Raw genomic sequence first — 21,873 nt, 5'->3', positions numbered from 1 at the left:
TGATTACCGCAGATATTGAAATATGCACGAGTAATGAACTGATTATGAAAAACGGCATCCGCACCATTCGTAGTGGTTGTCGATTTATTAATTTATCCGGTTCAGGGCAAACCTTGGTACAGCGCTATATCAACCATGTTGAACGCAAGCGCTTGGCACTCGAATAATGACACTTCGACCCAGCTCTGAACTACTTCCTGCGTTACGACAATTAATTCGACCATTAGATACCCACAAAGGCCTCTACGGGAGCGTGGGTATACTAGGCGGTGCATCAGGCATGATTGGTGCAGCATTACTTGCAGGACGCGCAGCACTGCATTTAGGGGTCGGCAAGATTTGGATTGGCTTATTAGACTCACGGCTACTCGTTGATCCAAATCAGCCAGAATTGATGATTGTCGCTACGAATCAAATATTAAAACAAAACCCAAGTCATTTACTCATCGGCCCAGGTTTAGGGCAATCACAGCAAGCAACCGAGCTATTACATCACTGCTTAATGAGTAGCTTGCCATTAGTACTTGATGCTGATGCATTGAACTTAATTGCGCAAGAATCTGAGTTTCAATCACAACTGCGCACTCGAGCCGCAGTAACAATCATTACCCCTCACCCTGCCGAAGCCGCACGTCTGCTTCAGTGCCCCACTGAAACAGTACAAGCTCAACGTGAAACAGCCGTAAAAACGCTGAGTAATGAGTTTTGTTGTCACACTATCCTTAAAGGCAGCAACACTTTAATCGCCAATCAACAGGAGATTTGGATCAATACGAGTGGCAATTCAGCACTGAGTAGTGCTGGACAGGGCGATGTCTTGAGTGGGGTTGTCCTAGCACTATTGGCACAAGGCCTAAGCGCAATAGAAGCAAGCTGTTGCGCAGCCTATTTACATGGTAGCGCCGCCGATTCATGGAGAAAAAAACATCCCAATGGTATTGGCCTAACCGCCAGCGAAACCTATTTATTGGTGCGTGAAGAACTCAATCTACAATTAAACTAAGCCAAGCACATTGCTAAATTCGAGTTTTCAAACAAGATTAGCAATAAACAATAACGACAGGTATATTTTTCAGCAGTATATATTGCAAGGGCTAGGAAGAGATACAGTACATCGGTATCTACAATTTGTACTCCAGCGCCGAAACGACGCGCAGCAAAAAGCCCGACTCTTTCGAATCGGGCTTCTCTATAGGGAAGTCTGGCAATGACCTACTTTCACACGGGCAATCCGCACTATCATCGGCGCTGAGGTGTTTCACTGTCCTGTTCGGGATGGGAAGGAGTGGGACCACCTCGCTATGGTCGCCAGACATTAAACTGTCTGGTGCAACTCTTTCGAGTCACACGAGAGTTATCGCATTCAGCTTCTGCTCTTGACTTGGAATCTTATTTCCTCATCTCACAACCGCCTACAACGCTAACTCGTAAAATCAATAGAAGAAGTAATTATACTACACTTTCCAACCACACTGTTTCAGTATTTGTCTTCGTATTCATGCACTTACGTACATTCCTACGTATTTGGGTCGATTATATCCTTCGTCGCACTACGCGCTTCAGGTTATAGGATCAAGCCTCACGAGCAATTAGTATTGGTTAGCTTAACGCATTACTGCGCTTCCACACCCAACCTATCAACGTCCTGGTCTCGAACGACTCTTTAGAGGATTTAAAACCCTAGGGAAATCTCATCTTGAGGCAAGTTTCGCGCTTAGATGCTTTCAGCGCTTATCTCTTCCCGACTTAGCTACCCGGCAATGCCACTGGCGTGACAACCGGTACACCAGAGGTCAGTCCACTCCGGTCCTCTCGTACTAGGAGCAGCCCCTCTCAAATTTCCAACGCCCACTGCAGATAGGGACCAAACTGTCTCACGACGTTTTGAACCCAGCTCACGTACCACTTTAAATGGCGAACAGCCATACCCTTGGGACCGGCTACAGCCCCAGGATGTGATGAGCCGACATCGAGGTGCCAAACTCCGCCGTCGATGTGAACTCTTGGGCGGAATCAGCCTGTTATCCCCGGAGTACCTTTTATCCGTTGAGCGATGGCCCTTCCATACAGAACCACCGGATCACTATGTCCTGCTTTCGCACCTGCTCGACTTGTCGGTCTCGCAGTTAAGCCGCCTTTTGCCATTACACTATCAGTACGATGTCCGACCGTACCTAGGCGACCTTCGAGCTCCTCCGTTACAATTTGGGAGGAGACCGCCCCAGTCAAACTGCCTACCATGCACGGTCCCCGATCCGGATAACGGACCAAGGTTAGAACCTCAAAGGGGTCAGGGTGGTATTTCAAGGACGGCTCCACTGAAACTAGCGTCTCAGCTTCAAAGCCTCCCACCTATCCTACACAAACCACTTCAAAGTCCAATGCAAAGCTACAGTAAAGGTTCACGGGGTCTTTCCGTCTAGCAGCGGGGAGATTGCATCTTCACAAACACTTCAACTTCGCTGAGTCTCGGGAGGAGACAGTAGGGCCATCGTTACGCCATTCGTGCGGGTCGGAACTTACCCGACAAGGAATTTCGCTACCTTAGGACCGTTATAGTTACGGCCGCCGTTTACTGGGGCTTCGATCAAGAGCTTGCACCCCATCAATTAACCTTCCAGCACCGGGCAGGCGTCACACCCTATACATCCACTTTCGTGTTGGCAGAGTGCTGTGTTTTTGATAAACAGTCGCAGCCCCCATTTCTCTGCGGCCTTATATAGCTCCAAACGCAAGGTTCTTCACCTATAAGGCACACCTTCTCCCGAAGTTACGGTGTTAATTTGCCGAGTTCCTTCTCCCGAGTTCTCTCAAGCACCTTAGAATACTCTTCCTACCCACCTGTGTCGGTTTGCGGTACGGTTCAATATAAGCTGAAGCTTAGTGGCTTTTCTTGGAAGCAGGGTATCAGTTACTTCATCACCTAAGTGAATCGTCATCATGCCTCAGCGTTAACAGCGTCCCGGATTTGCCTAAGACACCCGCCTACACACTTAAACCAACTATTCCAACAGTTGGCTAACCTAACCTTCTCCGTCCCCACATCGCACTTATATCAAGTACAGGAATATTAACCTGTTTCCCATCGACTACGCATTTCTGCCTCGCCTTAGGGGCCGACTCACCCTGCGCCGATGAACGTTGCGCAGGAAACCTTGGGTTTTCGGTGAGGGAGCTTTTCACTCCCTTTATCGCTACTCATGTCAGCATTCGCACTTCTGATACCTCCAGCATCCTTCTCAAGACACCTTCACAGGCTTACAGAACGCTCCTCTACCATATGCCATAAATGGTCATATCCGCGTCTTCGGTTATCAATTTGAGCCCCGTTACATCTTCCGCGCAGGACGACTCGACCAGTGAGCTATTACGCTTTCTTTAAATGATGGCTGCTTCTAAGCCAACATCCTGGCTGTCTGTGCCTTCCCACCTCGTTTTCCACTTAATTGATCATTTGGGACCTTAGACGGCGGTCTGGGTTGTTTCCCTCTTGACCCAGGACGTTAGCACCCCAGGTCTGTCTCCCATGCTCGCACTTGACGGTATTCAGAGTTTGCCATGGTTTGGTAAGTCGCGATGACCCCCTAGCCATAACAGTGCTTTACCCCCGTCAGTGATACATGAGGCACTACCTAAATAGTTTTCGAGGAGAACCAGCTATTTCCAAGTTTGTTTAGCCTTTCACCCCTATCCACAGCTCATCCCCTAACTTTGCAACGTTAGTGGGTTCGGACCTCCAGTGCGTGTTACCGCACCTTCATCCTGGCCATGGATAGATCACTTGGTTTCGGGTCTACGCCCAGCAACTATGCGCCCTATTCGGACTCGGTTTCCCTACGCCTCCCCTATTCGGTTAAGCTCGCTACTGAACGTAAGTCGCTGACCCATTATACAAAAGGTACGCAGTCACCCCATTTTTCAAGGGCTCCCACTGTTTGTATGCATCCGGTTTCAGGTTCTATTTCACTCCCCTCCCGGGGTTCTTTTCGCCTTTCCCTCACGGTACTGGTTCACTATCGGTCGATGATGAGTATTTAGCCTTGGAGGATGGTCCCCCCATCTTCAAACAGGATTTCTCGTGTCCCGCCCTACTTCTCGTACGCTTAGTACCACAATTGACTTTTCATATACGGGACTATCACCCACTATGGTTGGACTTTCCATTCCATTCTATTAAGTCTACTGCTATCACGTACAGGCTCTTCCCATTTCGCTCGCCACTACTTTGGGAATCTCGGTTGATTTCTTTTCCTCCGGTTACTTAGATGTTTCAGTTCACCGGGTTCGCTTCGCTAGACCTATGTATTCAGTCTAGGATGACCCAAAAGGGCCGGGTTTCCCCATTCGGAAATCGTGGGATCAAAGCACTTTGCCAGCTCCCCCACGCTTATCGCAGGCTATCACGTCCTTCGTCGCCTATCATCGCCAAGGCATCCACCAGATGCACTTATTCGCTTGATCCTATAACCTCAAACACGTAAAACGTATCTCAGATTAATGAAATCGTATTTGCGACTTGCAAGTGAGTTCTCATTTCACTTGCGGTTCAGTTCCACTGGCATGAGACCAGCACAACTGAACAGATACAATCAACCCAATATTTTTACTTTGAAACTAAACTCAACAACAACTGCAAGCAGTTATTCTCAAATCAAATTCCATTACAATGTTTATTGGAATTAATTACTTCTTCTATTTTGTTAAAGAGCGATATTTAATTAATCATTAAATGAATAATCATTCTAATTTTAGAAACCAGAATAAAATACACTGCACACAACAACGTGCAATACATAGAATTCTATTTTCTACAGCAGACAATGGTGGAGGTTAACGGACTCGAACCGTTCACCCCTGCTTGCAAAGCAGGTGCTCTACCAGATGAGCTAAACCCCCGTGATACTGGTGGGTCAGATAGGAATCGAACCTATGACCCCCGCGTTATCAACACGGTGCTCTAACCAACTGAGCTACTGACCCATATCGTCGTCAAACCAACTCAATGTCAAAGTATCTAATTGCTTAGTACTTCTTCATGTCGTCAAGCCGACATTCTTCAAATCTACAGCCGATGAGTGTGAGTACTTAATCTACCAATCTTTCTCTTGAAAGGAGGTGATCCAGCCGCAGGTTCCCCTACGGCTACCTTGTTACGACTTCACCCCAGTCATGAATCCTACCGTGGTAACCGGACTCCCGAAGGTTATCCTAGCTACTTCTGGTAAAACCCACTCCCATGGTGTGACGGGCGGTGTGTACAAGGCCCGGGAACGTATTCACCGCGACATGCTGATCCGCGATTACTAGCGATTCCGACTTCATGCACTCGAGTTGCAGAGTGCAATCCGGACTACGATCGGTTTTGTGAGATTAGCTCCCCCTCGCGGGTTGGCGACCCTCTGTACCGACCATTGTATGACGTGTGAAGCCCTGGTCATAAGGGCCATGAGGACTTGACGTCATCCCCACCTTCCTCCGGTTTGTCACCGGCAGTCCCATTAAAGTGCTCAACTGAATGTTAGCAACTAATGGCAAGGGTTGCGCTCGTTGCGGGACTTAACCCAACATCTCACGACACGAGCTGACGACAGCCATGCAGCACCTGTGTTACGGTTCCCGAAGGCACTCCTCTATCTCTAAAGGATTCCGTACATGTCAAGACCAGGTAAGGTTTTTCGCGTTGCATCGAATTAATCCACATCATCCACCGCTTGTGCGGGCCCCCGTCAATTCCTTTGAGTTTTAGTCTTGCGACCGTACTCCCCAGGCGGTCTACTTCACGCGTTAGCTGCGTTACTAAGCTCCGAAAAGCCCAACAACTAGTAGACATCGTTTAGGGCGTGGACTACCAGGGTATCTAATCCTGTTTGCTCCCCACGCTTTCGTCCATGAGTGTCAGTATTAGGCCAGGGGGTTGCCTTCGCCATCGGTGTTCCTCCACATCTCTACGCATTTCACTGCTACACGTGGAATTCCACCCCCCTCTCCCATACTCTAGCGAGACAGTCATAAACGCAATTCCTAGGTTGAGCCCAGGGATTTCACGTCTATCTTATCAAGCCACCTGCGGACGCTTTACGCCCAGTAATTCCGATTAACGCTTGGACCCTACGTATTACCGCGGCTGCTGGCACGTAGTTAGCCGGTCCTTATTCTTCGGGTACTGTCATCCCCAGTAGTTATTAACCACTAGGATTTCCTCCCCGACAAAAGCGCTTTACAACCCGAAGGCCTTCTTCACGCACGCGGCATTGCTGGATCAGGCTTTCGCCCATTGTCCAAGATTCCCCACTGCTGCCTCCCGTAGGAGTCTGGACCGTGTCTCAGTTCCAGTGTGGCGGATCGTCCTCTAAGACCCGCTACTGATCGTTGCCTTGGTAGGCCTTTACCCTACCAACTAGCTAATCAGCCATCGGCTGCTCCAATAACGTGAGGCCTTGCGGTCCCCCACTTTCCCCCTCAGGGCGTATGCGGTATTAGCACTCCTTTCGAAGCGTTATCCCCCATTACTGGGTACATTCCGATGTATTACTCACCCGTTCGCCACTCGTCAGCGGTGCAAGCACCCTGTTACCGTTCGACTTGCATGTGTAAAGCATGCCGCCAGCGTTCAATCTGAGCCAGGATCAAACTCTTTCGTTTAATCTAGCTGAATTTACATACTTGGCTTAGTACTCATTACTCAAAGAAACACTTGGTTAAAAACCAAGATTTCTTTTAAATCTTGAGTGTAAGCACTTGTTTGACTGGCAAACCAAGCACTCACACTCATCGGCTGTATTTTGTTAAAGATCAGTGGCTTAGACACCGAAACCAGCTGGAAAACCGCTTGTTTCGTTTGCTGTGTCAGCAGCAGAGAGGCCGAACTATACCCACCCACCTAAAGTCCGTCAACACCTAGTTGCAAAGAAAATCGAGGCAAGGCGATAAGCCATTGATTTATATAGAAACAGATTTAATTCAAAAATGCAGTAAACGACAAAAAAAAACAAGGGCGCTATCGCGCCCTTGTTTTGAAATCACTTAAAAACAGTTAAAACGTACTGTTTATTCTTCTTTTGGCTTATCCCGATTGCCGCCAGCAATCATTTTGTATTCAAACAGGCGGCATTCCAGTGGGCCATTAAACAAGACCGTACGTTTTGAGGCTTTCAAACGCATGTGTTTAGGCATATCTAAGTCGGCAGTGAGGAAATAAGTATTCCAACCGGCAAAGCGTTGCTTTAATAGTGTTGCCCACTGTGGATACAAACTAGCCAGATGTTCTTTCTCATCCATCCGTGCACCATAGGGAGGATTACAAACCCACACGCCAGATGCTGCAGGTGGTTTGGCATCAAGTACATTCAATTGCTTCAACTGAATACTGTCTTGCATGCCAGCCGCTTCAATATTGGCTTTGGCGTGAACCAATACGGTACTCGATACATCACTGCCCATAATGACATTGGGCGCAGCACTGAGTTCTTGTGCTTTTGCTTCAGTCAAAATGTTTTGCCAGAAGGATTTGTCGTACATGCGCATTTTTTGGAATGCAAATTGTCGATCCATACCCGGCGCAACGCGACGCGCAATCATCGCTGCTTCAACAAGGAACGTACCCGAACCACACATCGGATCGTAAAACGCTTGATCCGGCGTCCAACCACTTAAGGACAAAATCCCCGCCGCTAGATTTTCACGCAATGGCGCTTCGCCAGTTTCAACGCGGTAACCGCGTTTAAACAACGGCTCACCTGAAGTATCTAAATACAGCGTGACGTTTTTCTCTGATAGATACACATTAATCCGCATATCGGGAGCTTCAGTATCCACGCTAGGACGATTACCGCATTTAAGGCGGAAACGATCGCAAATACCGTCTTTCACTTTCAACGCAACAAAATTGGTACTGCGTACCGGCGAGCGCACTGCGGTAACACTCACTTTAATGGTGTTTTCTACCGCAAAAATATCCGCCCATTCGGTATCACGTGCCAAACGGAAAATATCGTCTTCTGAACGATAAGGTTTTTCAACCAATTTCCATAAAATCCGACTCGCCACGCGTGAATGCAGATTGGCTTTATACATCAAAGTCCACGGGCCAGAAAAAGCCACACCACCATCGGTGACGTGAATTTTCTTCGCCGCCAGCGCCTCGAGCTCTTTTTCTAGTACAACTTCAAGTCCACGTGGACAAGGAGCAAAAAAAAATCAAAAATTTGTAGCACAAGTTTCTTCTTTAAAAATTAAATAGTTATTGCTAGTGTACTCGCATCCTGCGGCTCGGTGCGGCGACGCGTTTGCATAATCAGCGGTGCCCAAGTCTCGCCGGGGCGTTTTTTACGCGTTGTCAGCGTCAATTCAGACGGCCCATATACATTGGTATTATGTGTAAGCGGCGTGGTAATCAAATACTGCGCATTAGTCGCTTTTAGGAACGCACCAACGCGATCAATATTAAAAATATCCAAATGCGCGAACGGCTCGTCGATGAATACAAAGCCCGATGGATTACTTTCATCCATCATTAAGCCAATCAACAAGATCAATGATTTCATCACCTGCTGACCGCCCGACGCTTCGCCGTCATTCAAGCCCATCATGCCTTTTTGATCGAAATTGAATCTTGCCGTTAAGCCAGCTTGCGCTAGCACCACATCATCGTTTTCCAAATGCGGCATATCGAGTTCAACATCAATCCCAGCCAGCTCGCCCAAGCCTTTCACATTACGACCATAGGCGCGAACTGTCGCGCGCGCAATTTATTAATATATGCGGCACGCGCTTCATCGGTCAGCTGGGCAGTGCGATCGACTTCTTGGCGATGGCCGAGCGACTCACCTTCGAGCGCCTTGTAATCGTTCACCAATTTATCGCGGCGCTGCACGATGGTTTCGTCTTTTTCCCAGTGCGCTTGGCTTAACTGCTCAGTTTGTCGCAGCATCATATGCCGTACTTCAGCAACGCTATTGTAGTCTTCCTTCAATTGGCGCAACGTGGCAGGCATCAGCCAAACTGATGGCACTTGCTCACGCAAAGTACGAATCGACGTCAATTGCCGGCTGATTTCATTACGTTGACGCTGCAACTGCGCTTGCATTTCATCGATGGCGCGTTGTAACTGATCGCGCTCAATCTCGATTTTTTGTGCGCCCAAACGTAAATCCGCACGACCTTCGCGAGAAGACTCCAGCGCCGCTTGCGCTGCAGCGAGTTCAGCCCCCAAACGCTGTACCGCAGCTTGCTCTTCAGGATAACGCGCAGCAGCTGCCGCCAATTCGGCCTGACGACTCGCCAGCTGAACCACCGCCTGCATACCCATTAATTGCTGAGTAATCGCCGCAATATCGCGCATCAAACTATTGAGATCGGCTTCTTTATTTAAAATTTCTTCGTTCAGCGCTTTTAAACGCAATGCAATATCGGCCAAGCGAGAATGACGTGCCGCTTTCTCCAAAAGCATAATCACGGGTATCTACCCCGATAAATCGCGCACCACGGCGTTCACGCAGATACCCCTCACGGGTAATCCAATCACCATTAATGCGTGCACCGGCTTCAACCGATTTAACGCGCTGAATACCATTCAATTGCCGCGCCAACCAAGCGGGCACCGGCGCTTTAAAGTCGAGAATTTCTAAAATCGAGCCCAAAGTCGCTCTTGGCGCAGGCTCGCGCTCAGACACAATAAAGCTGCGATAACGCAGGCGCTCGCCCACTTCCCATGCGCGCTGCTTATCCGACTCGCGCTGCAACAAGATCAAATGCTTCGATGGCGCGAGCAAGGCCTCAACCGCATCTTGCCAAGTATTGTCTTTCACTTCGCAAATTTCGGTCAGCAATTGATGAGGAATCCCTGCGGCATCAAGGCTGGAGCGCATTTGACGCACAAATTCAGGTGACGGCGCTTTACCCGCTTGCAAGGCAAATTGCGCTTCGGATAATTGCTGGCGTTCTTCTTTGGCATTTTTCAGCCAAATTTTAAGATCGCCCTCTTGCTGCTTTAATTCGCCCAAACGGTCATTCAAGCCCACGGCATCGGCGCCGTGCTCACGCTCAGCCAACTCACGCAGGCGTTCGCCCTCTTTGATTAGTTTTTCAGTATCACGCGCGGCATCCCGTACCGCTTGGAACGCTTGAAATTGCAGATCGTAATCGGCCTTGCTTTGTGATTCACCCTGCAAAGTTTGCTGCGCAGCTAAGCGCGCTACCGCCAGCTGCTTTTCTAGCTGCGCCAAATCACCGCGTCGATGCCAAAAACTGCGACGGTTTTGCTTAAACTGCATCAAGTAATGCCGCAAATTCTCGTTGGCCTCAGCCACTTGCAACGCTGGAATCACCTCTTGCTCTAAGCGCTGAGTATCAGTGCCTAAAGAGCACCATTCTAAATAGCTACTGGCGCGCATCCGAAAACGCTCAACATCCAAGCCCAGTTGCGACAACTGCTGGTTCATTTTATCCAGCTCGCCTTCCGCCTCACGCAGACGCACCTTGGCTTCTTGATAATGATCGAGCACTTCTTTGTCGCCAAACACCTGAAACACCAAATCGAGCAGTGTTTTAGGGGAGTATTCGCATAGCTTATCGGTATCACCTTGCTCCAAGGCCAATACCTCGGCAATCGCTGGGGTTAAACCGGCTTGCTCCAGGCGGCGGCGATAATCACCCACCCCCAACCATTGCAGATGATTTTCAGTCGTGCCATCGAGCTGCGCATCCCCTTCGGCAATCGCATACTGCCGCACCCAATCCCCGCCCTGCTTTTTAATCCGGCAAAACAGCGTCACCGTTTCACTGGCTAGCGGAAAAAACAAATACGGAAAAAATCCACCACCGCTGCGGCGTGGGTTACTCACCACGGCACGCAACCAAGCGATGTTTTCTTTATTATTGCGAACATAACGCTTGTAATCGCGCCGCCCTGAGCATTTCAACGCCAACATGGTACGCAGCGCGTCAAGCAAGGTGGTCTTACCCGAACCATTTGGCCCGACGACAGTCACAATTTGCGCATCGAGCGGCACTGAAATTCTTTGCCAGAAATCCCAGTGCACCATTTCTAAAGTTTTAATCTGGAACATTTAGCGCATCTCCACCGCAATTTTTTTTCCCGAGAACCCCAATGCCGCCCAGCTTCCACTGTGTCACAGCAAAAACTTTTCAACGCAGAGGCGCAGAGGTGCGGAGAAAAGCCAAAAACAATGCGTTCCGATGTCGACTTAGCATAAAAAAGGGCAAAATCGCCTCGTTTTTCCTCTGCGACTCTGCGACTCTGCGTCGGATTTTTAAGGTTTTTGGCGGGGTAACAAAGTGGCGCAACTAAAGTTTTAATTTGAAACATCAGCTCACCTCCACATCGTCGGCGATCTGCGTGCCGGTCAATTTCAAAATATCGGCGAGCGCGCCGTTGATAATGCGCGGGGCGAGTTTGGCGTAGTCAATCATCAGATCGAGCAGCGGGCCTTCATAAATCATCCGATTGCGGCGATTGATAAAGCCTAATTTAGTCAGTTGCCCCAAATTGGTGGCAAACCGCATTTTGCCGCCGAGCACTTTGCCAAAGTCAGCGTACAGCGCGTCTTCTGAAATACCTTGTGCGACGCCTTCACCGTGTTCGATGGGTTTTTCTGCGCCAAACATATCGCTTTGATCTTCAGAGCCAATAGCAACGCGGGCGATTTGTCGTTCACGTTTTGGCAAAATAATCAGTGCCCACACCACGACTAACAGCGCAATTCCATCGCGCGGTAAGCCCATATTATTGGACAACCACGCGTCACCCTCACCAAACACCCATTCTTCCATTTGCGGCTGCAACGCAACGGCAATGTGTTCGGCGTAAGGATTTTCTAGCAATTGCAGGCCACAATCGGCCAAACGATGCTCGAGCGACTCACGAAACACTTCATCGATCAACGCACGCCGAGCCAGCGGGTCTTTGCGCAATACAAAACGCTGCGCCAACAGGCGAGCGACTAAAATATTCAGGGCTTGATCCATATTTAACCTAAGTTCTTATTAACCACAGCGGCACAAAGGCGCAGAGAACACGCTTTCTACTGAGTCTCAGTGCCGCTGCGATGAAAGATTTTGTCTTGTCATTACCGTTATCATCACTGTGACATCAGTCGCCCAGCGCTAATACTGGCCACTTCGGGGTGATCGGGCTCATGCAGTTCACCGCTGATCTCGAGCCGCAATGGCAACTTCACAATATCGGCAACGACGCTTTTCTCTAGCGCCGCTTCAGCGTCACCCAATAACGACAATAACGACAAGCGATAGGCAGTTTCTTTATACGTTGGTGCCAGCACCGCCGTTGGTAAGTCGCCGCCCATACCTTGCGCTACCAAAAGACTTAACTCATCAAACAACGCTTCGGCGGCCAATAAACGCTCCGCTTCGACAGCACCAACCTCTTGCGCTGTAGCGCCTTGCGGCATTTCGCTGATCACATGCGTGGGTCGTTCGCGTTCGATAATTTCAAACTCGGTCACGTCGAGTAACACATCAGAAACCACAAAGGCGGGCTCTGGATGAAACAACACCAAATCTCGGCCCAAATCAGCCAGTTTTTCCTGCTTTTGCTGACGCAACCAATCGGCGACATTGGTCGTGGATAAACCGGACTGCCCCAAATGCACTCGTTGCGATGCCAGCTCGGACAAGCGACGATGAAACACCGAAGTCAGTCGCAGCATTCGGGCTTGCGCCAAGGCAATCGATTGAGCAATTTGATACACCCCCGAGGATCGGTCGTCTCATCGGTCAGCACCGTGCGAATCACATCCGTGCCTTTTTCCACCCATTGCCAGACTTTTTCGAGTTTTTCCCGCGCAGCGCGGATTTGGAATTCAGACTGCGACTCCAGCGCCGCTTCAAAGTCGGTATAAAGCTCGTTCAAACGCGCCAATAAATTGAGCAGCACTTCGTTCGAGACTTGACCAAGCGACTGCCCAGCGGCAACTTGCGACGTTAAATACCCTAGCTCAGCATCGCCATCGGCAAATTGCACCACGGTGCCAAGCGCCGCCAGCGCAACGCGGCCCGATTCGCTCATCGCATACAGCTGCTCATCCACATCCCAAATCAATAAGCCGTTTTCACGCAAGCGCTTGAGCACCGTATCGAGCTTGATTGGATTGAGGTAGGAAAAATGCATTTGCAAATCTTGCGGCGACCACCGCGGCGCATCGGCGCGCGCGCCAATTTCACGCAAAATCAGTAAGCGCACTAAAACTTCGTCTTCGCCACCGCGAAATAACGTAATAAAAGCATCAAGATAATGCCGCGCGCGCAATAAACTCGCCATCGATGGCAAATCATCGGGCGCGAAGCCATTGGCAAAAAATTGAGAGAGTTCGTTTTCGTCTTGCATGAGGATGACAAATATCAGGGAGGAGCAAGGCTAAAGCTAAATGCGCGGAAAAACAATCAAAACATCAGCAGCCAGCCAAGAGAAGTCTCATTGAGAGAAAAAACAGCACAACCACTGCGCCAGTCGATATTTACCGCCTAAATCGCAATCAAATCCGTGTTGAAATTAAAACGCCACCCTCAAATAAATTCATCTGAGTGTGGCGTTAAACAGATTCGCTGTAGATCAACGGCAATCTTTAATTACTTCACATCACCCGCTTCTAGCGCTGCTGCACGAGCTGCCAGCAAAGCGGCTTTTTCAGCAGCGACGCGTGCGGCTTCAACTTCCGCTTCTTCACGGGCGATTTTTTTCGCCGCTTCAAGGTAATCCATAATCGCGTAAGTCAAATCGCGGCAACCTTCGCCGGTCAAACCCGCAATCACAAACAAGCGGGGTTTTAGTGGTTCAAAATCGGCGTATGGATTTTGTACGCCCGCATCCCAACCGTAGGCTTCCAAAAAGGCCGCAACGCGTTCTTCACGTTCGTCTTCTGGAATCATGTCGACTTTATTCAGCACCAACCAGCGCGGCTTATTGTAAAGATTTTCGTCATATTTACGTAGTTCTTCGACAATCGCTTTAGCTTCGGCAACCGGATCGGTATCGGCATCAAACGGCGCTAAATCGACCAAGTGCAACAAAATACCCGTGCGTTGCAAATGCTTTAAGAAGCGATGACCAAGACCCGCACCGTCGCTGGCACCTTCGATCAAACCCGGTACGTCAGCAATGACAAAACTGCGGTTTTCATCGATACGCACTACGCCCAAATTCGGATGCAGCGTCGTGAAAGGATAATCGGCCACTTTCGGCTTGGCTGCAGATACGGCACGAATAAAGGTTGATTTACCCGCATTCGGCATACCCAACAGGCCCACATCGGCCAAGACTTTCAATTCCAAACGCAAATCACGGCGCTCGCCTTCAAAACCAGGCGTGGTTTGGCGTGGCGCACGGTTAACTGATGATTTGAAGTGCAAGTTACCAAAGCCGCCGGTACCGCCTTTGGCAATCGCAATCCTTACGCCATTGCTGGTCAAGTCGGCTACAACTTCACCGGTTTCAGCGTCAGTAATCATGGTACCGATTGGCATGCGCAATTCGATATCATCGCCGCCTTTACCGTAACAATCCGCACCACGGCCATTGTCGCCATCACGGGCTTTGTATTTCTTTTGAAAGCGGTAATCGACCAGCGTGTTGATGTCTTCGTCGGCAATCGCCCACACCGTACCGCCTTTACCGCCGTCGCCACCATCGGGGCCGCCACGGGGAACGAATTTTTCTCGGCGCATACTGGCCGAACCATTGCCACCTTTACCACCAATGGCTTCAATTCGAGCTTCATCAATAAATTTCATCATTTTCTCCTACCGATCTCGGCGCAGGCTCTGGGGTATTGCACTGCAAGCGAAGTGGCTTGACGCATAGAGCCATATACATCACGACTCTATCTGGCAAACCGCTTAGACTCAAATCCGTATCGTATTTATAAAACACAAAAAAGCCCTATCACAGAGACAGGGCTTTCAAACCTACCAAAGAAGCCGCTAATTAAGCAGCAGCTTCTTCTTCGCCAACGTATGGCAATACAGTTACAGTGCGGCGTTTCAAAGCGCCCTTCACTGCGTACTGAACATAACCATCGCACTTAGCGAATAAAGTATGATCTTTACCCATGCCAACATTGTCACCAGCGTGGAATTCAGTACCACGTTGACGAACAATGATTGAACCTGCAGGGATCAACTCGCCGCCGTATACTTTGATACCAAGGCGTTTTGATTCAGAATCACGACCGTTACGTGAACTACCACCAGCTTTCTTATGTGCCATTGTTTAAGCTCCTTAATTAAGCGACGATAGCGTCGATACGGATTTCGGTGTAGTTCTGGCGATGACCAGCACGACGCATGTAGTGCTTACGGCGACGCATCTTGAAGATGGTAACCTTTTCGCCACGACCATGAGAAACCACAGTTGCTTTGATGGAAGCACCGGCCACCACAGGGGTACCGATCTTCACTGCTTCGCCGTCTGCAACCATCAATACTTCTTCGAGTACGATCTGGCTGTCAACGTCTGCAGTAATCTGTTCTATGTTTAATTTTTGGCCGACGACAACTTTATACTGCTTGCCACCGGTTTTTACGACTGCATACATAACAAGCTCCTAGGGAGTTTGGCCCAACACGCTGCACAAACGCTAGCGTGCCTTCCCAAATTGGGAATCGGGCATTCTACAAACGTTTTCCAATTGAGTCAATGACTTAATTGATGCAAAGCCCATTCCACCCACAAACTGAGCCGCAAGCGCCAATATGCTGTGAAATCAAGGCGCAAGTCAAAAACCAATCACATGCAATCTAAAAGTTATTTCGCCCTGAACGACGGCGCGCAGCCCTCGATTTACGCCCTATTTTGGCATACCAAAATAGCGGCGATTGCATCCCGCAGCGAGCAAGGCGGCGGGATGGTGGCTTTTCTGCTAAAATCGCCGGATTATTTTTAATGGCGGCGTGCACTCCTTTGCAACGCGGCTTAATTTCTAGGGTGAACCCAGCGTGTCGATGAAGTTTGTTAAATCGGTAGTTGATGCCGATATGGCCTCAGTAGATAGCGTCATTCGTGAGCGTTTATATTCAGAAGTCGTTTTGGTCCGCCAAGTGGCCGAATATATTGTTGCTTCAGGTGGCAAACGCCTGCGTCCAATGATTGTGCTCCTCGCAGCACAAGCACTGGGCTACCAAGGCAACAAACACCATGAACTCGCTGCGGTGATCGAATTTATCCATACCGCGACACTGCTGCACGACGATGTGGTCGATGAATCGAGCCTGCGCCGTGGCCGCGATACGGCCAATGCTTTGTTTGGCAACGCCGCTTCAGTCCTCGTCGGCGATTTTCTCTACAGCCGTGCTTTCCAGATGATGGTTGGCTGCGGTTCGATGCGTGTGATGGAAGTACTGTCAGATGCAACCAACATCATCGCCGAAGGCGAAGTGTTGCAATTAATGAACATCGGTAACACCGATGTCGATGAAGAAGATTATCTCAAAGTCATTCGCTACAAAACGGCCAAGCTATTTGAAGCTGCGGCGCGTTTGGGTGCGATCTTAAATAACAGCGATCCAGCGCTAGAAGACGCTATCGCTCGATACGGCATGCATTTAGGTACGGCGTTTCAAATTATTGACGACGTGCTCGATTATTCAGGCCAACAAGAAGAAATCGGCAAATCACTGGGCGATGACCTGGCTGAAGGCAAGCCCACTTTGCCACTGATTTATGTGATGAAGCATGGCGACCCCGACGCTGCAGCGGTCGTCAAAGATGCACTCGAAAATGCCAAGCGTGAAAACTTCGACGCGGTATTAGCGGCCGTTCAGCAAACCGGCGCGCTGGAATACGCGCGCCACACTGCCGAGCAAGAAGCTGAACGCGCCAAAGCGTGTTTGGCCAGTTTACCGGACAACCCATTTACGCAAGCGCTGCACGCGCTGGCAAGCTTGGCGATTGATCGAAATGTTAATGTTCATTTATGTTGTCATGATGGGTATCAGCCTAAGGTGCGCCTTAGGCTTTTTTACGCCTGAACCCCATCGAGGTATGGGCAGCCGTCAAGAATCGACTTATAGTCTTTACTCTTTTCTTGGGGTGCTGTGACATGAAACACTGGTTTTTATCACTCTGTTGTCTCGCGCTGTGGCCAAGCATGAGCGCTGCTGAGGCATTTCGTCTGGCTGCTGCGGCCAATTTACAAGCCGTGACACAAGCATTAAGCCAAGACTTTTCCCAAAAAAACCGGTCATCAGTTTCAAACTAGTTTTGGCGCTTCAGGTAAATTATTTGCTCAAATTAGCAATGGCGCACCGTTTGATGTTTTGATGTCGGCCGACCTGAAATACCCACAAACATTGCTCAATCAAGGCGCGGCCATCGCGCCGCTGGTGCATTACGCCAACGGGGTGTTAGTGCTCTGGACCCAGCAAGCGAGCATCCCGAAAGATTGGCCGGCTTGGTTGCAATCGAGTGCAGTACAAAAAATTGCCATTGCCCAGCCCGAAAGCGCCCCTTATGGTCGAGAAGCGCTGCGAATTTTAAGCGCCCTACCGCAATTTCCGGCACTCAAAAGCAAATTGGTGTATGGCGAAAGCATTGCTCAAGCCAGCCAGTTTATTGCCACTGGGGCAGCACAAGCCGGTTTTAGCGCCAAATCTATTGTTAGCAACCCCGATCAACGCCAGAGCGGCGCTTGGATCGAAATCCCGCAATCCGCGCACCAAGCCATCGCCCAAGGCGCAGTGCAAACGCGCTATGGTAAAGACAATGCCGCCGCCAAAGCCTTTATGCGTTATTTACACAGCCCTAGTGCCCAGCACATTTTGCTGCGCTATGGTTACTTGGTGCCACAACCATGAATCGACTTCCTGCAGCCTTAGCTCAAATTGATATTGATGGCGGCATGGCGTTTATTGCTGCCGATTATTTGCAATACCGCTTCAGCGCCATGCTGCTCGGCATTCAAGACGATGTTGCCCAATGGCAAGTTGGTCAGGCTGTGGAGCTGGCTTTTGCGGAAAACGACGTCGCACTTGCGGTTGATTTACACGGCCAAATTAGCCTACGTAATCGCTTTCACGCCCAGATTGAGCACATTGCAAACAGCCCGCTATTAAGTCGAGTGACGCTGCGTTTTGGTGAGCAGACCTTGCATGCTTTAATTACCCGCTCATCGTGTGAGTCGCTGGGTTTGCACTGCGGTCAAAGCGTTGAATGGTTAGTTAAATCCAATGCCATGCAGGTGACCCGTGCTTGATCCACAACCCTTATTGCTCACGCTGCAATTAGCGGCGCATACGACGATTTTACTCACCATCGTGGGTATCCCCCTGGCGTATTGGCTAGCCTTGGGCCAGAGCCGTATACGTTATATAGTTGAAGTCATCACTAGCCTGCCCTTGGTGCTACCGCCAACGGTACTGGGCTTTTATCTCTTGCTGCTATTTAGCCCAAGCAGCAGCGTCGGCGGTTGGTTGGTCACTCATTTTAATGTGCATCTGGCGTTTTCGTATGCTGGCTTAGTGATTGGCTCAATGCTGTTTAGCTTGCCGTTTATGGTGTTACCACTAACCAGTGCTTTTCGGCAGCTCTCGCCCACCCTACTCGATGCCGCACGCACGCTAGGCAAAAGCGAAAGCAATATCTTATTTCGCGTTATTTTGCCCAATTGCCGAGTCGGCCTCATCAGTGCGCTGATTTTAACTTTTGCCCATACGGTGGGTGAATTTGGCGTGGTGTTAATGATTGGCGGCAATATCCCGGGGCAAACGCAAGTGGCGTCGATTGCGCTATATCACGAAGTTGAAACCCTTAATTACAGTGCCGCGCATTTATATGCCGCAGTGCTGGTTGGCTTTTCTTTTGTGGTGCTGATGGCGCTGCGCTTAATCAGCGGAAAAACCCGCCATGAATAAGCTCTATTTAGATATCCAAACCCCAATGCAATCGGCGCATGGCGCCCGATTATTGCAAATCAAAACGCAAATTCAAGCCGGTAGCATTACCGCGATTTCCGGGCCATCTGGCGCCGGAAAATCAACGCTATTGCGATTGATCGCCGGATTAAACACGCCGCAACAGGGTGAAGTTCGCTACGGAGATCAATGCTGGTTTGACGGTAAAACACGCGTTGCAACACGACATCGCCACGTTGGCATGGTGTTTCAAGACTACGCGCTGTTTCCCAATCTCTCTCCGTGCGCGCGCAATTGGCTTATGCTCAGCAACAACGCAACGACGCGCAAATTGATCAACTGATCGAACAAATGGGTTTGCAGCAATTGGCCTCGCGTAAACCCGAACAACTCTCTGGTGGCCAACAGCAGCGCGTGGCGCTGGCCAGATCCTTGGCGGCCGAGCCAAAAATACTCTTACTCGACGAAGCGCTATCAGCGCTGGATCGGAGTCTGCGGGATGAAATGCAGCAGCACTTACTCCATTGGCAGGCGCAATCGGGCGCAATACTGCTGGTGGTAAGCCATGATTTGGGCGAGATTTTTCGTTTAGCCAGCCGCGTGATTCAACTGGAAAACGGCCAAATAATTGCCGATGGCACGCCTGCGGCCGTGTTGCTGCCGCAAAGAGCCAGTGGCCGTTTACAACTGATGGGAACTTTACTCGCAATTGAATCGGCCGGCGTAGCGGCCTTACTCACCGTGGCGTGTGGTAACGAAACCGTGGCCACCTTAGTTAGCCCCGAAGAAGCCGCTCGCTACCGCGTTGGGCAATCGATTTCACTCACGGTCTCTGCGGCCAATGCTTGCGTGAGCACACTCTAAGGTAAACGACTCTAAGGCAAACGCTCAGCACTGACTAAGCGGTAATACAAAATTGTCGTGGGTAACCACGTGAGTAAATCATCAAATTCAGCGTCAGGCGCATCTTGTACAAAGCGCGGCGTCGATCCATCGGCGATGGCATCGCGGTTTTCTAGCTCATCGGCGCTGCTCCCTACCCCATTGGGGCCACCGGAAAACACCACTGCTGCCGCATCGTCGATGCGTTTAATTGCACTCACCCCCTGTCCATCACGGCGACTGGCGGAATAGACGGCGATCTTCCCCAGTGTTGCCAAAGTAAAACACGGTTTCATCGCCGAGCTGCCACAATTGGGCGTACCGGCATCGTCTCGGCCGGCCAAATCATTGGCGTAACTACTGCCAGCTCCGCCCGTGGTCGACGTTGTCACCTGATATTGCAAACGGCCACCCCACGCATCCAATTCAGGCAAACCTAAATCTTGCCATGGCAAATCACCAAACACCAAGCTGCAGCGATAGGCATTGGCCCCTGCGCCATTACGCGCTTCTTTGCCAGCATTGGCCGCGGTATTGGCCAAGCTAGGATCCGCCGGGCAGGGCAAACGATTATGGCTCAACGCATAACCAATCAGCGCCTCATTGGCGGCGCGCAACATCTGCTGTGTTTCATTCCAACGGCGTTGGCTGATTTGTACATTGAGCGCTCCCAAACCAGCCGCCATCAAAAATACCAACCACCAGTAACACAATCGCCATTTCCAGCAGCGAAAACCCCGCCTTTTTATGCGTCATTAGCATGTTTTTTTCCTTGCGCTACAGACGCCCAAGCGGCAGAGATACAGCACATCATTACTACTGCATGACGGGCTGACGTACTGCCGATCTAGCGGGTTGAGCCAATGCGTTTGATTTTGGCTATCGTCCAAATACAGCGCTAAATCGCTGCTGGCATTGGCCGCCAAACTGGGGCTAGGCGCTAAATTATTTGCGCGAGGCACTCGGCTCGCGCCCGGAATAATCAAAATCGCCTCGATGCTGGCATCCACCACGCCATCAATCACAAAAGGCGCCGCGCAAATATCGCCTTGCTTGACCGCGTAAAACACCGCCCGATGCCAAATGTTTTGTAAAAACCACTGCGCCAAACCATTGCTTGCGGCTAGCGGGAACACCCCTTGCCCAGTCCAACTATTGCTGGCGCGGGGCAAAATACCGGCGCATAAATTCGCTTGGCTAGCGCAAGATAAAGACGTGGTATCGGGTTTATTGCTGCGGCAGCTGGCATCGGCCACCAGATTGGCAGGATAGGGATAAGGCGCCGGCGTTGTGATGGGTAAACTCGGCAAAGCAACTTGATACGCCTGCCAATAGCGCTTTAATTGAGCCGTCACCTCGAGCGCCAATCGATGCGTAGTGCGATCAATCAACTCTCGTCCAGCAATTGAGACAACTTGATCATTAAATGTCTCGCTCACCGCCGCAGCAATATAAGGCCCGCCCAAGGTGGCGTTATTTTGTCCCTGACTGCCTTCCAAATATTGATTTACCGCCCACGGCGCGGCGCGCACTTGATGGCTGAGCGCTGGGCCCGCAGCAAAAATCAGCGCCGCTGGCGCTTGGCCATGATCACTGTGCCGCGTGATGCCATCGGCGGCATAGAGCGACAAATTGGCAAAACTATCGCTGTTGACGCGCCGTGCTTGGGTGGCGCTAGAGCGCACGGCAAAAGCCAAATCGACGACATACCATAATGGCTGGCCAGCGCCATCCAGCAGCTTAGGGATGCCCAGTGTTTTCCACGGCAATAAACCAATGCGGTTGGCGGCATTGCTGCCATCACAATTGGCAATCGACACGCCCTCTAGCGCGCCACTGGCACCAACTGCGGCCGGACAAGGTAATTCTGCTGGGCTCAAAGCGCGCCCGCCCGATGTGCCCTCGCGACTCAAAGACCACGCCAGCAGCGCCTGTCGGGCGGTAGCGATGGCAAAACGACTGTTGTCACGACGCTCATCGGGCTGATAACGCACTTGCGCCACAAGGGTTGATGCCAGCACCAAAACCATAAGCAGCAACAGCACCAGCAGCGCTGCGCCAGCTTGTTGATGGTTTTTTTTCTGACAATACATGGGCGGCTAGCCTGTT

20 protein-coding genes, 2 tRNA genes, 3 rRNA genes and 2 pseudogenes are annotated in these 21,873 nt (G+C 50.4%); 8 read left to right on the top strand and 19 right to left on the bottom strand.

The window, feature by feature from the left end; genetic code table 11:
* Nucleotides 1-44: 44 nt before the first annotated feature.
* Nucleotides 45-167, top strand: coding sequence for a hypothetical protein (locus GKO28_RS21525; RefSeq protein WP_282099281.1), 123 nt, complete (start codon nt 45-47; stop codon nt 165-167).
* Entirely contained in the window at nt 167-1,003 is an 837-nt protein-coding gene (locus GKO28_RS11485; protein ID WP_182076342.1) for an NAD(P)H-hydrate dehydratase, read from the top strand. The genes GKO28_RS21525 and GKO28_RS11485 overlap by 1 nt, the downstream gene beginning before the upstream one ends.
* A gap of 196 nt (nt 1,004-1,199) precedes the next feature.
* Here the strand turns inward: GKO28_RS11485 and rrf are convergent.
* From rrf to rplU, 16 genes and pseudogenes are all read right to left on the bottom strand, one after another.
* Nucleotides 1,200-1,313: ribosomal RNA gene (gene rrf, locus GKO28_RS11480) — 5S ribosomal RNA — on the bottom strand.
* A gap of 255 nt (nt 1,314-1,568) precedes the next feature.
* A 23S ribosomal RNA gene (locus GKO28_RS11475) occupies nt 1,569-4,461 on the bottom strand.
* Nucleotides 4,462-4,821: 360 nt separating this feature from the next.
* Nucleotides 4,822-4,896: transfer RNA gene (locus GKO28_RS11470), tRNA-Ala, on the bottom strand.
* Nucleotides 4,897-4,903: 7 nt separating this feature from the next.
* Nucleotides 4,904-4,980 (bottom strand) — tRNA-Ile (locus GKO28_RS11465).
* Between the two features lie 128 nt (nt 4,981-5,108).
* Nucleotides 5,109-6,642, bottom strand: a 16S ribosomal RNA gene (locus GKO28_RS11460).
* Together the 16S, 23S and 5S rRNA genes with 2 tRNA genes alongside form the textbook arrangement of a ribosomal RNA operon.
* Before the next feature lie 405 nt (nt 6,643-7,047).
* The gene (locus tag GKO28_RS11455) at nt 7,048-8,046 is read right to left on the bottom strand and encodes a class I SAM-dependent RNA methyltransferase (protein WP_374220767.1); all 999 of its coding nucleotides are present in this window, start codon (nt 8,044-8,046) and stop codon (nt 7,048-7,050) included.
* Nucleotides 8,041-8,181: pseudogene (locus GKO28_RS22870) on the bottom strand (class I SAM-dependent RNA methyltransferase); the annotation flags it as partial. The pseudogene GKO28_RS22870 and the gene GKO28_RS11455, both read right to left, overlap by 6 nt.
* Before the next feature lie 50 nt (nt 8,182-8,231).
* Nucleotides 8,232-8,711: a hypothetical protein gene (locus GKO28_RS19950; protein ID WP_247646505.1), complete on the bottom strand. Its 480-nt coding sequence runs from the start codon at nt 8,709-8,711 to the stop codon at nt 8,232-8,234.
* Complete coding sequence (locus GKO28_RS19945; protein WP_247646504.1) at nt 8,708-9,454, bottom strand: hypothetical protein; 747 nt, start codon at nt 9,452-9,454, stop codon at nt 8,708-8,710. Before GKO28_RS19945 ends, GKO28_RS19950 begins: the two co-directional genes overlap by 4 nt.
* A complete protein-coding gene (locus GKO28_RS19940; RefSeq protein WP_247646503.1) occupies nt 9,363-11,066 on the bottom strand; it encodes an ATP-binding protein in 1,704 nt (567 codons plus the stop codon). The genes GKO28_RS19945 and GKO28_RS19940 overlap by 92 nt, the downstream gene beginning before the upstream one ends.
* Before the next feature lie 259 nt (nt 11,067-11,325).
* Complete coding sequence (locus GKO28_RS11445; RefSeq protein WP_182076341.1) at nt 11,326-11,985, bottom strand: hypothetical protein; 660 nt, start codon at nt 11,983-11,985, stop codon at nt 11,326-11,328.
* Between the two features lie 113 nt (nt 11,986-12,098).
* A complete protein-coding gene (locus tag GKO28_RS19935) occupies nt 12,099-12,686 on the bottom strand; it encodes a hypothetical protein (protein ID WP_247646502.1) in 588 nt (195 codons plus the stop codon).
* The gene (locus GKO28_RS19930) at nt 12,674-13,363 is read right to left on the bottom strand and encodes a hypothetical protein (protein ID WP_247646501.1); all 690 of its coding nucleotides are present in this window, start codon (nt 13,361-13,363) and stop codon (nt 12,674-12,676) included. Before GKO28_RS19930 ends, GKO28_RS19935 begins: the two co-directional genes overlap by 13 nt.
* 242 nt (nt 13,364-13,605) lie before the next feature.
* Complete coding sequence (gene obgE, locus GKO28_RS11435) at nt 13,606-14,766, bottom strand: GTPase ObgE (protein WP_182076340.1); 1,161 nt, start codon at nt 14,764-14,766, stop codon at nt 13,606-13,608.
* Nucleotides 14,767-14,959: 193 nt separating this feature from the next.
* Nucleotides 14,960-15,241: a 50S ribosomal protein L27 gene (gene rpmA, locus GKO28_RS11430; RefSeq protein ID WP_173533190.1), complete on the bottom strand. Its 282-nt coding sequence runs from the start codon at nt 15,239-15,241 to the stop codon at nt 14,960-14,962.
* Nucleotides 15,242-15,257: 16 nt separating this feature from the next.
* On the bottom strand, nt 15,258-15,569 hold the full coding sequence (gene rplU, locus GKO28_RS11425; protein ID WP_173533189.1) for a 50S ribosomal protein L21: 312 nt from the start codon (nt 15,567-15,569) through the stop codon (nt 15,258-15,260).
* 406 nt (nt 15,570-15,975) lie between these two features.
* Between rplU and ispB the strand changes: the two genes are divergently transcribed.
* From ispB to GKO28_RS11395, 6 genes and pseudogenes are all read left to right on the top strand, one after another.
* Complete coding sequence (ispB, locus tag GKO28_RS11420) at nt 15,976-17,001, top strand: octaprenyl diphosphate synthase (RefSeq protein ID WP_203564314.1); 1,026 nt, start codon at nt 15,976-15,978, stop codon at nt 16,999-17,001.
* Between the two features lie 198 nt (nt 17,002-17,199).
* Nucleotides 17,200-17,826, top strand: a pseudogene (gene modA, locus GKO28_RS11415) (molybdate ABC transporter substrate-binding protein); the annotation flags it as partial.
* Nucleotides 17,823-18,224: a molybdopterin-binding protein gene (locus GKO28_RS11410; RefSeq protein WP_182076338.1), complete on the top strand. Its 402-nt coding sequence runs from the start codon at nt 17,823-17,825 to the stop codon at nt 18,222-18,224. The pseudogene modA and the gene GKO28_RS11410, both read left to right, overlap by 4 nt.
* Nucleotides 18,217-18,882, top strand: coding sequence for a molybdate ABC transporter permease subunit (gene modB / locus GKO28_RS11405; protein ID WP_182076337.1), 666 nt, complete (start codon nt 18,217-18,219; stop codon nt 18,880-18,882). The genes GKO28_RS11410 and modB overlap by 8 nt, the downstream gene beginning before the upstream one ends.
* Complete coding sequence (locus tag GKO28_RS11400) at nt 18,875-19,225, top strand: ATP-binding cassette domain-containing protein (RefSeq protein ID WP_182076336.1); 351 nt, start codon at nt 18,875-18,877, stop codon at nt 19,223-19,225. Before modB ends, GKO28_RS11400 begins: the two co-directional genes overlap by 8 nt.
* A complete protein-coding gene (locus GKO28_RS11395) occupies nt 19,177-19,746 on the top strand; it encodes an ATP-binding cassette domain-containing protein (RefSeq protein WP_247646500.1) in 570 nt (189 codons plus the stop codon). The genes GKO28_RS11400 and GKO28_RS11395 overlap by 49 nt, the downstream gene beginning before the upstream one ends.
* 11 nt (nt 19,747-19,757) lie before the next feature.
* Here GKO28_RS11395 and GKO28_RS11390 read toward each other — a convergent pair whose 3' ends face one another.
* The 3 genes from GKO28_RS11390 to GKO28_RS11380 are packed head-to-tail and all read right to left on the bottom strand — an operon-like array spanning nt 19,758 to nt 21,857.
* Entirely contained in the window at nt 19,758-20,450 is a 693-nt protein-coding gene (locus GKO28_RS11390; protein WP_182076334.1) for a hypothetical protein, read from the bottom strand.
* Complete coding sequence (locus GKO28_RS22865; protein WP_374220766.1) at nt 20,395-20,520, bottom strand: prepilin-type N-terminal cleavage/methylation domain-containing protein; 126 nt, start codon at nt 20,518-20,520, stop codon at nt 20,395-20,397. The genes GKO28_RS11390 and GKO28_RS22865 overlap by 56 nt, the downstream gene beginning before the upstream one ends.
* Nucleotides 20,520-21,857 carry a hypothetical protein gene (locus tag GKO28_RS11380; protein ID WP_182076332.1) on the bottom strand — a complete coding sequence of 446 codons (1,338 nt, stop codon included), beginning with the start codon at nt 21,855-21,857 and terminating at the stop codon, nt 20,520-20,522. The genes GKO28_RS22865 and GKO28_RS11380 overlap by 1 nt, the downstream gene beginning before the upstream one ends.
* Nucleotides 21,858-21,873: the final 16 nt, after the last annotated feature.

The sequence above is a fragment of the Deefgea sp. CFH1-16 genome (assembly GCF_016881365.1).
Classification (GTDB): Bacteria; Pseudomonadota; Gammaproteobacteria; order Burkholderiales; family Chitinibacteraceae; genus Deefgea.
Note: the sequence above shows the minus strand (reverse complement) of the source record. Positions and strands in the feature narration are given on the sequence as shown.

Coding starts and splice junctions, on each gene's coding strand:
- GKO28_RS21525 (WP_282099281.1), top strand. CDS start 45: ATGAAAAACGGCATCCGCACCATTCGTAGTGGTTGTCGATTTATTAAT.
- GKO28_RS11485 (WP_182076342.1), top strand. CDS start 167: ATGACACTTCGACCCAGCTCTGAACTACTTCCTGCGTTACGACAATTA.
- GKO28_RS19940 (WP_247646503.1), bottom strand. CDS start 11,066: ATGTTCCAGATTAAAACTTTAGAAATGGTGCACTGGGATTTCTGGCAA.
- GKO28_RS11445 (WP_182076341.1), bottom strand. CDS start 11,985: ATGGATCAAGCCCTGAATATTTTAGTCGCTCGCCTGTTGGCGCAGCGT.
- GKO28_RS19935 (WP_247646502.1), bottom strand. CDS start 12,686: ATGCTGCGACTGACTTCGGTGTTTCATCGTCGCTTGTCCGAGCTGGCA.
- GKO28_RS19930 (WP_247646501.1), bottom strand. CDS start 13,363: ATGCAAGACGAAAACGAACTCTCTCAATTTTTTGCCAATGGCTTCGCG.
- obgE (WP_182076340.1), bottom strand. CDS start 14,766: ATGAAATTTATTGATGAAGCTCGAATTGAAGCCATTGGTGGTAAAGGT.
- rpmA (WP_173533190.1), bottom strand. CDS start 15,241: ATGGCACATAAGAAAGCTGGTGGTAGTTCACGTAACGGTCGTGATTCT.
- rplU (WP_173533189.1), bottom strand. CDS start 15,569: ATGTATGCAGTCGTAAAAACCGGTGGCAAGCAGTATAAAGTTGTCGTC.
- ispB (WP_203564314.1), top strand. CDS start 15,976: ATGAAGTTTGTTAAATCGGTAGTTGATGCCGATATGGCCTCAGTAGAT.
- GKO28_RS11410 (WP_182076338.1), top strand. CDS start 17,823: ATGAATCGACTTCCTGCAGCCTTAGCTCAAATTGATATTGATGGCGGC.
- GKO28_RS11400 (WP_182076336.1), top strand. CDS start 18,875: ATGAATAAGCTCTATTTAGATATCCAAACCCCAATGCAATCGGCGCAT.
- GKO28_RS11390 (WP_182076334.1), bottom strand. CDS start 20,450: ATGGCGGCTGGTTTGGGAGCGCTCAATGTACAAATCAGCCAACGCCGT.
- GKO28_RS22865 (WP_374220766.1), bottom strand. CDS start 20,520: ATGACGCATAAAAAGGCGGGGTTTTCGCTGCTGGAAATGGCGATTGTG.
- GKO28_RS11380 (WP_182076332.1), bottom strand. CDS start 21,857: ATGTATTGTCAGAAAAAAAACCATCAACAAGCTGGCGCAGCGCTGCTG.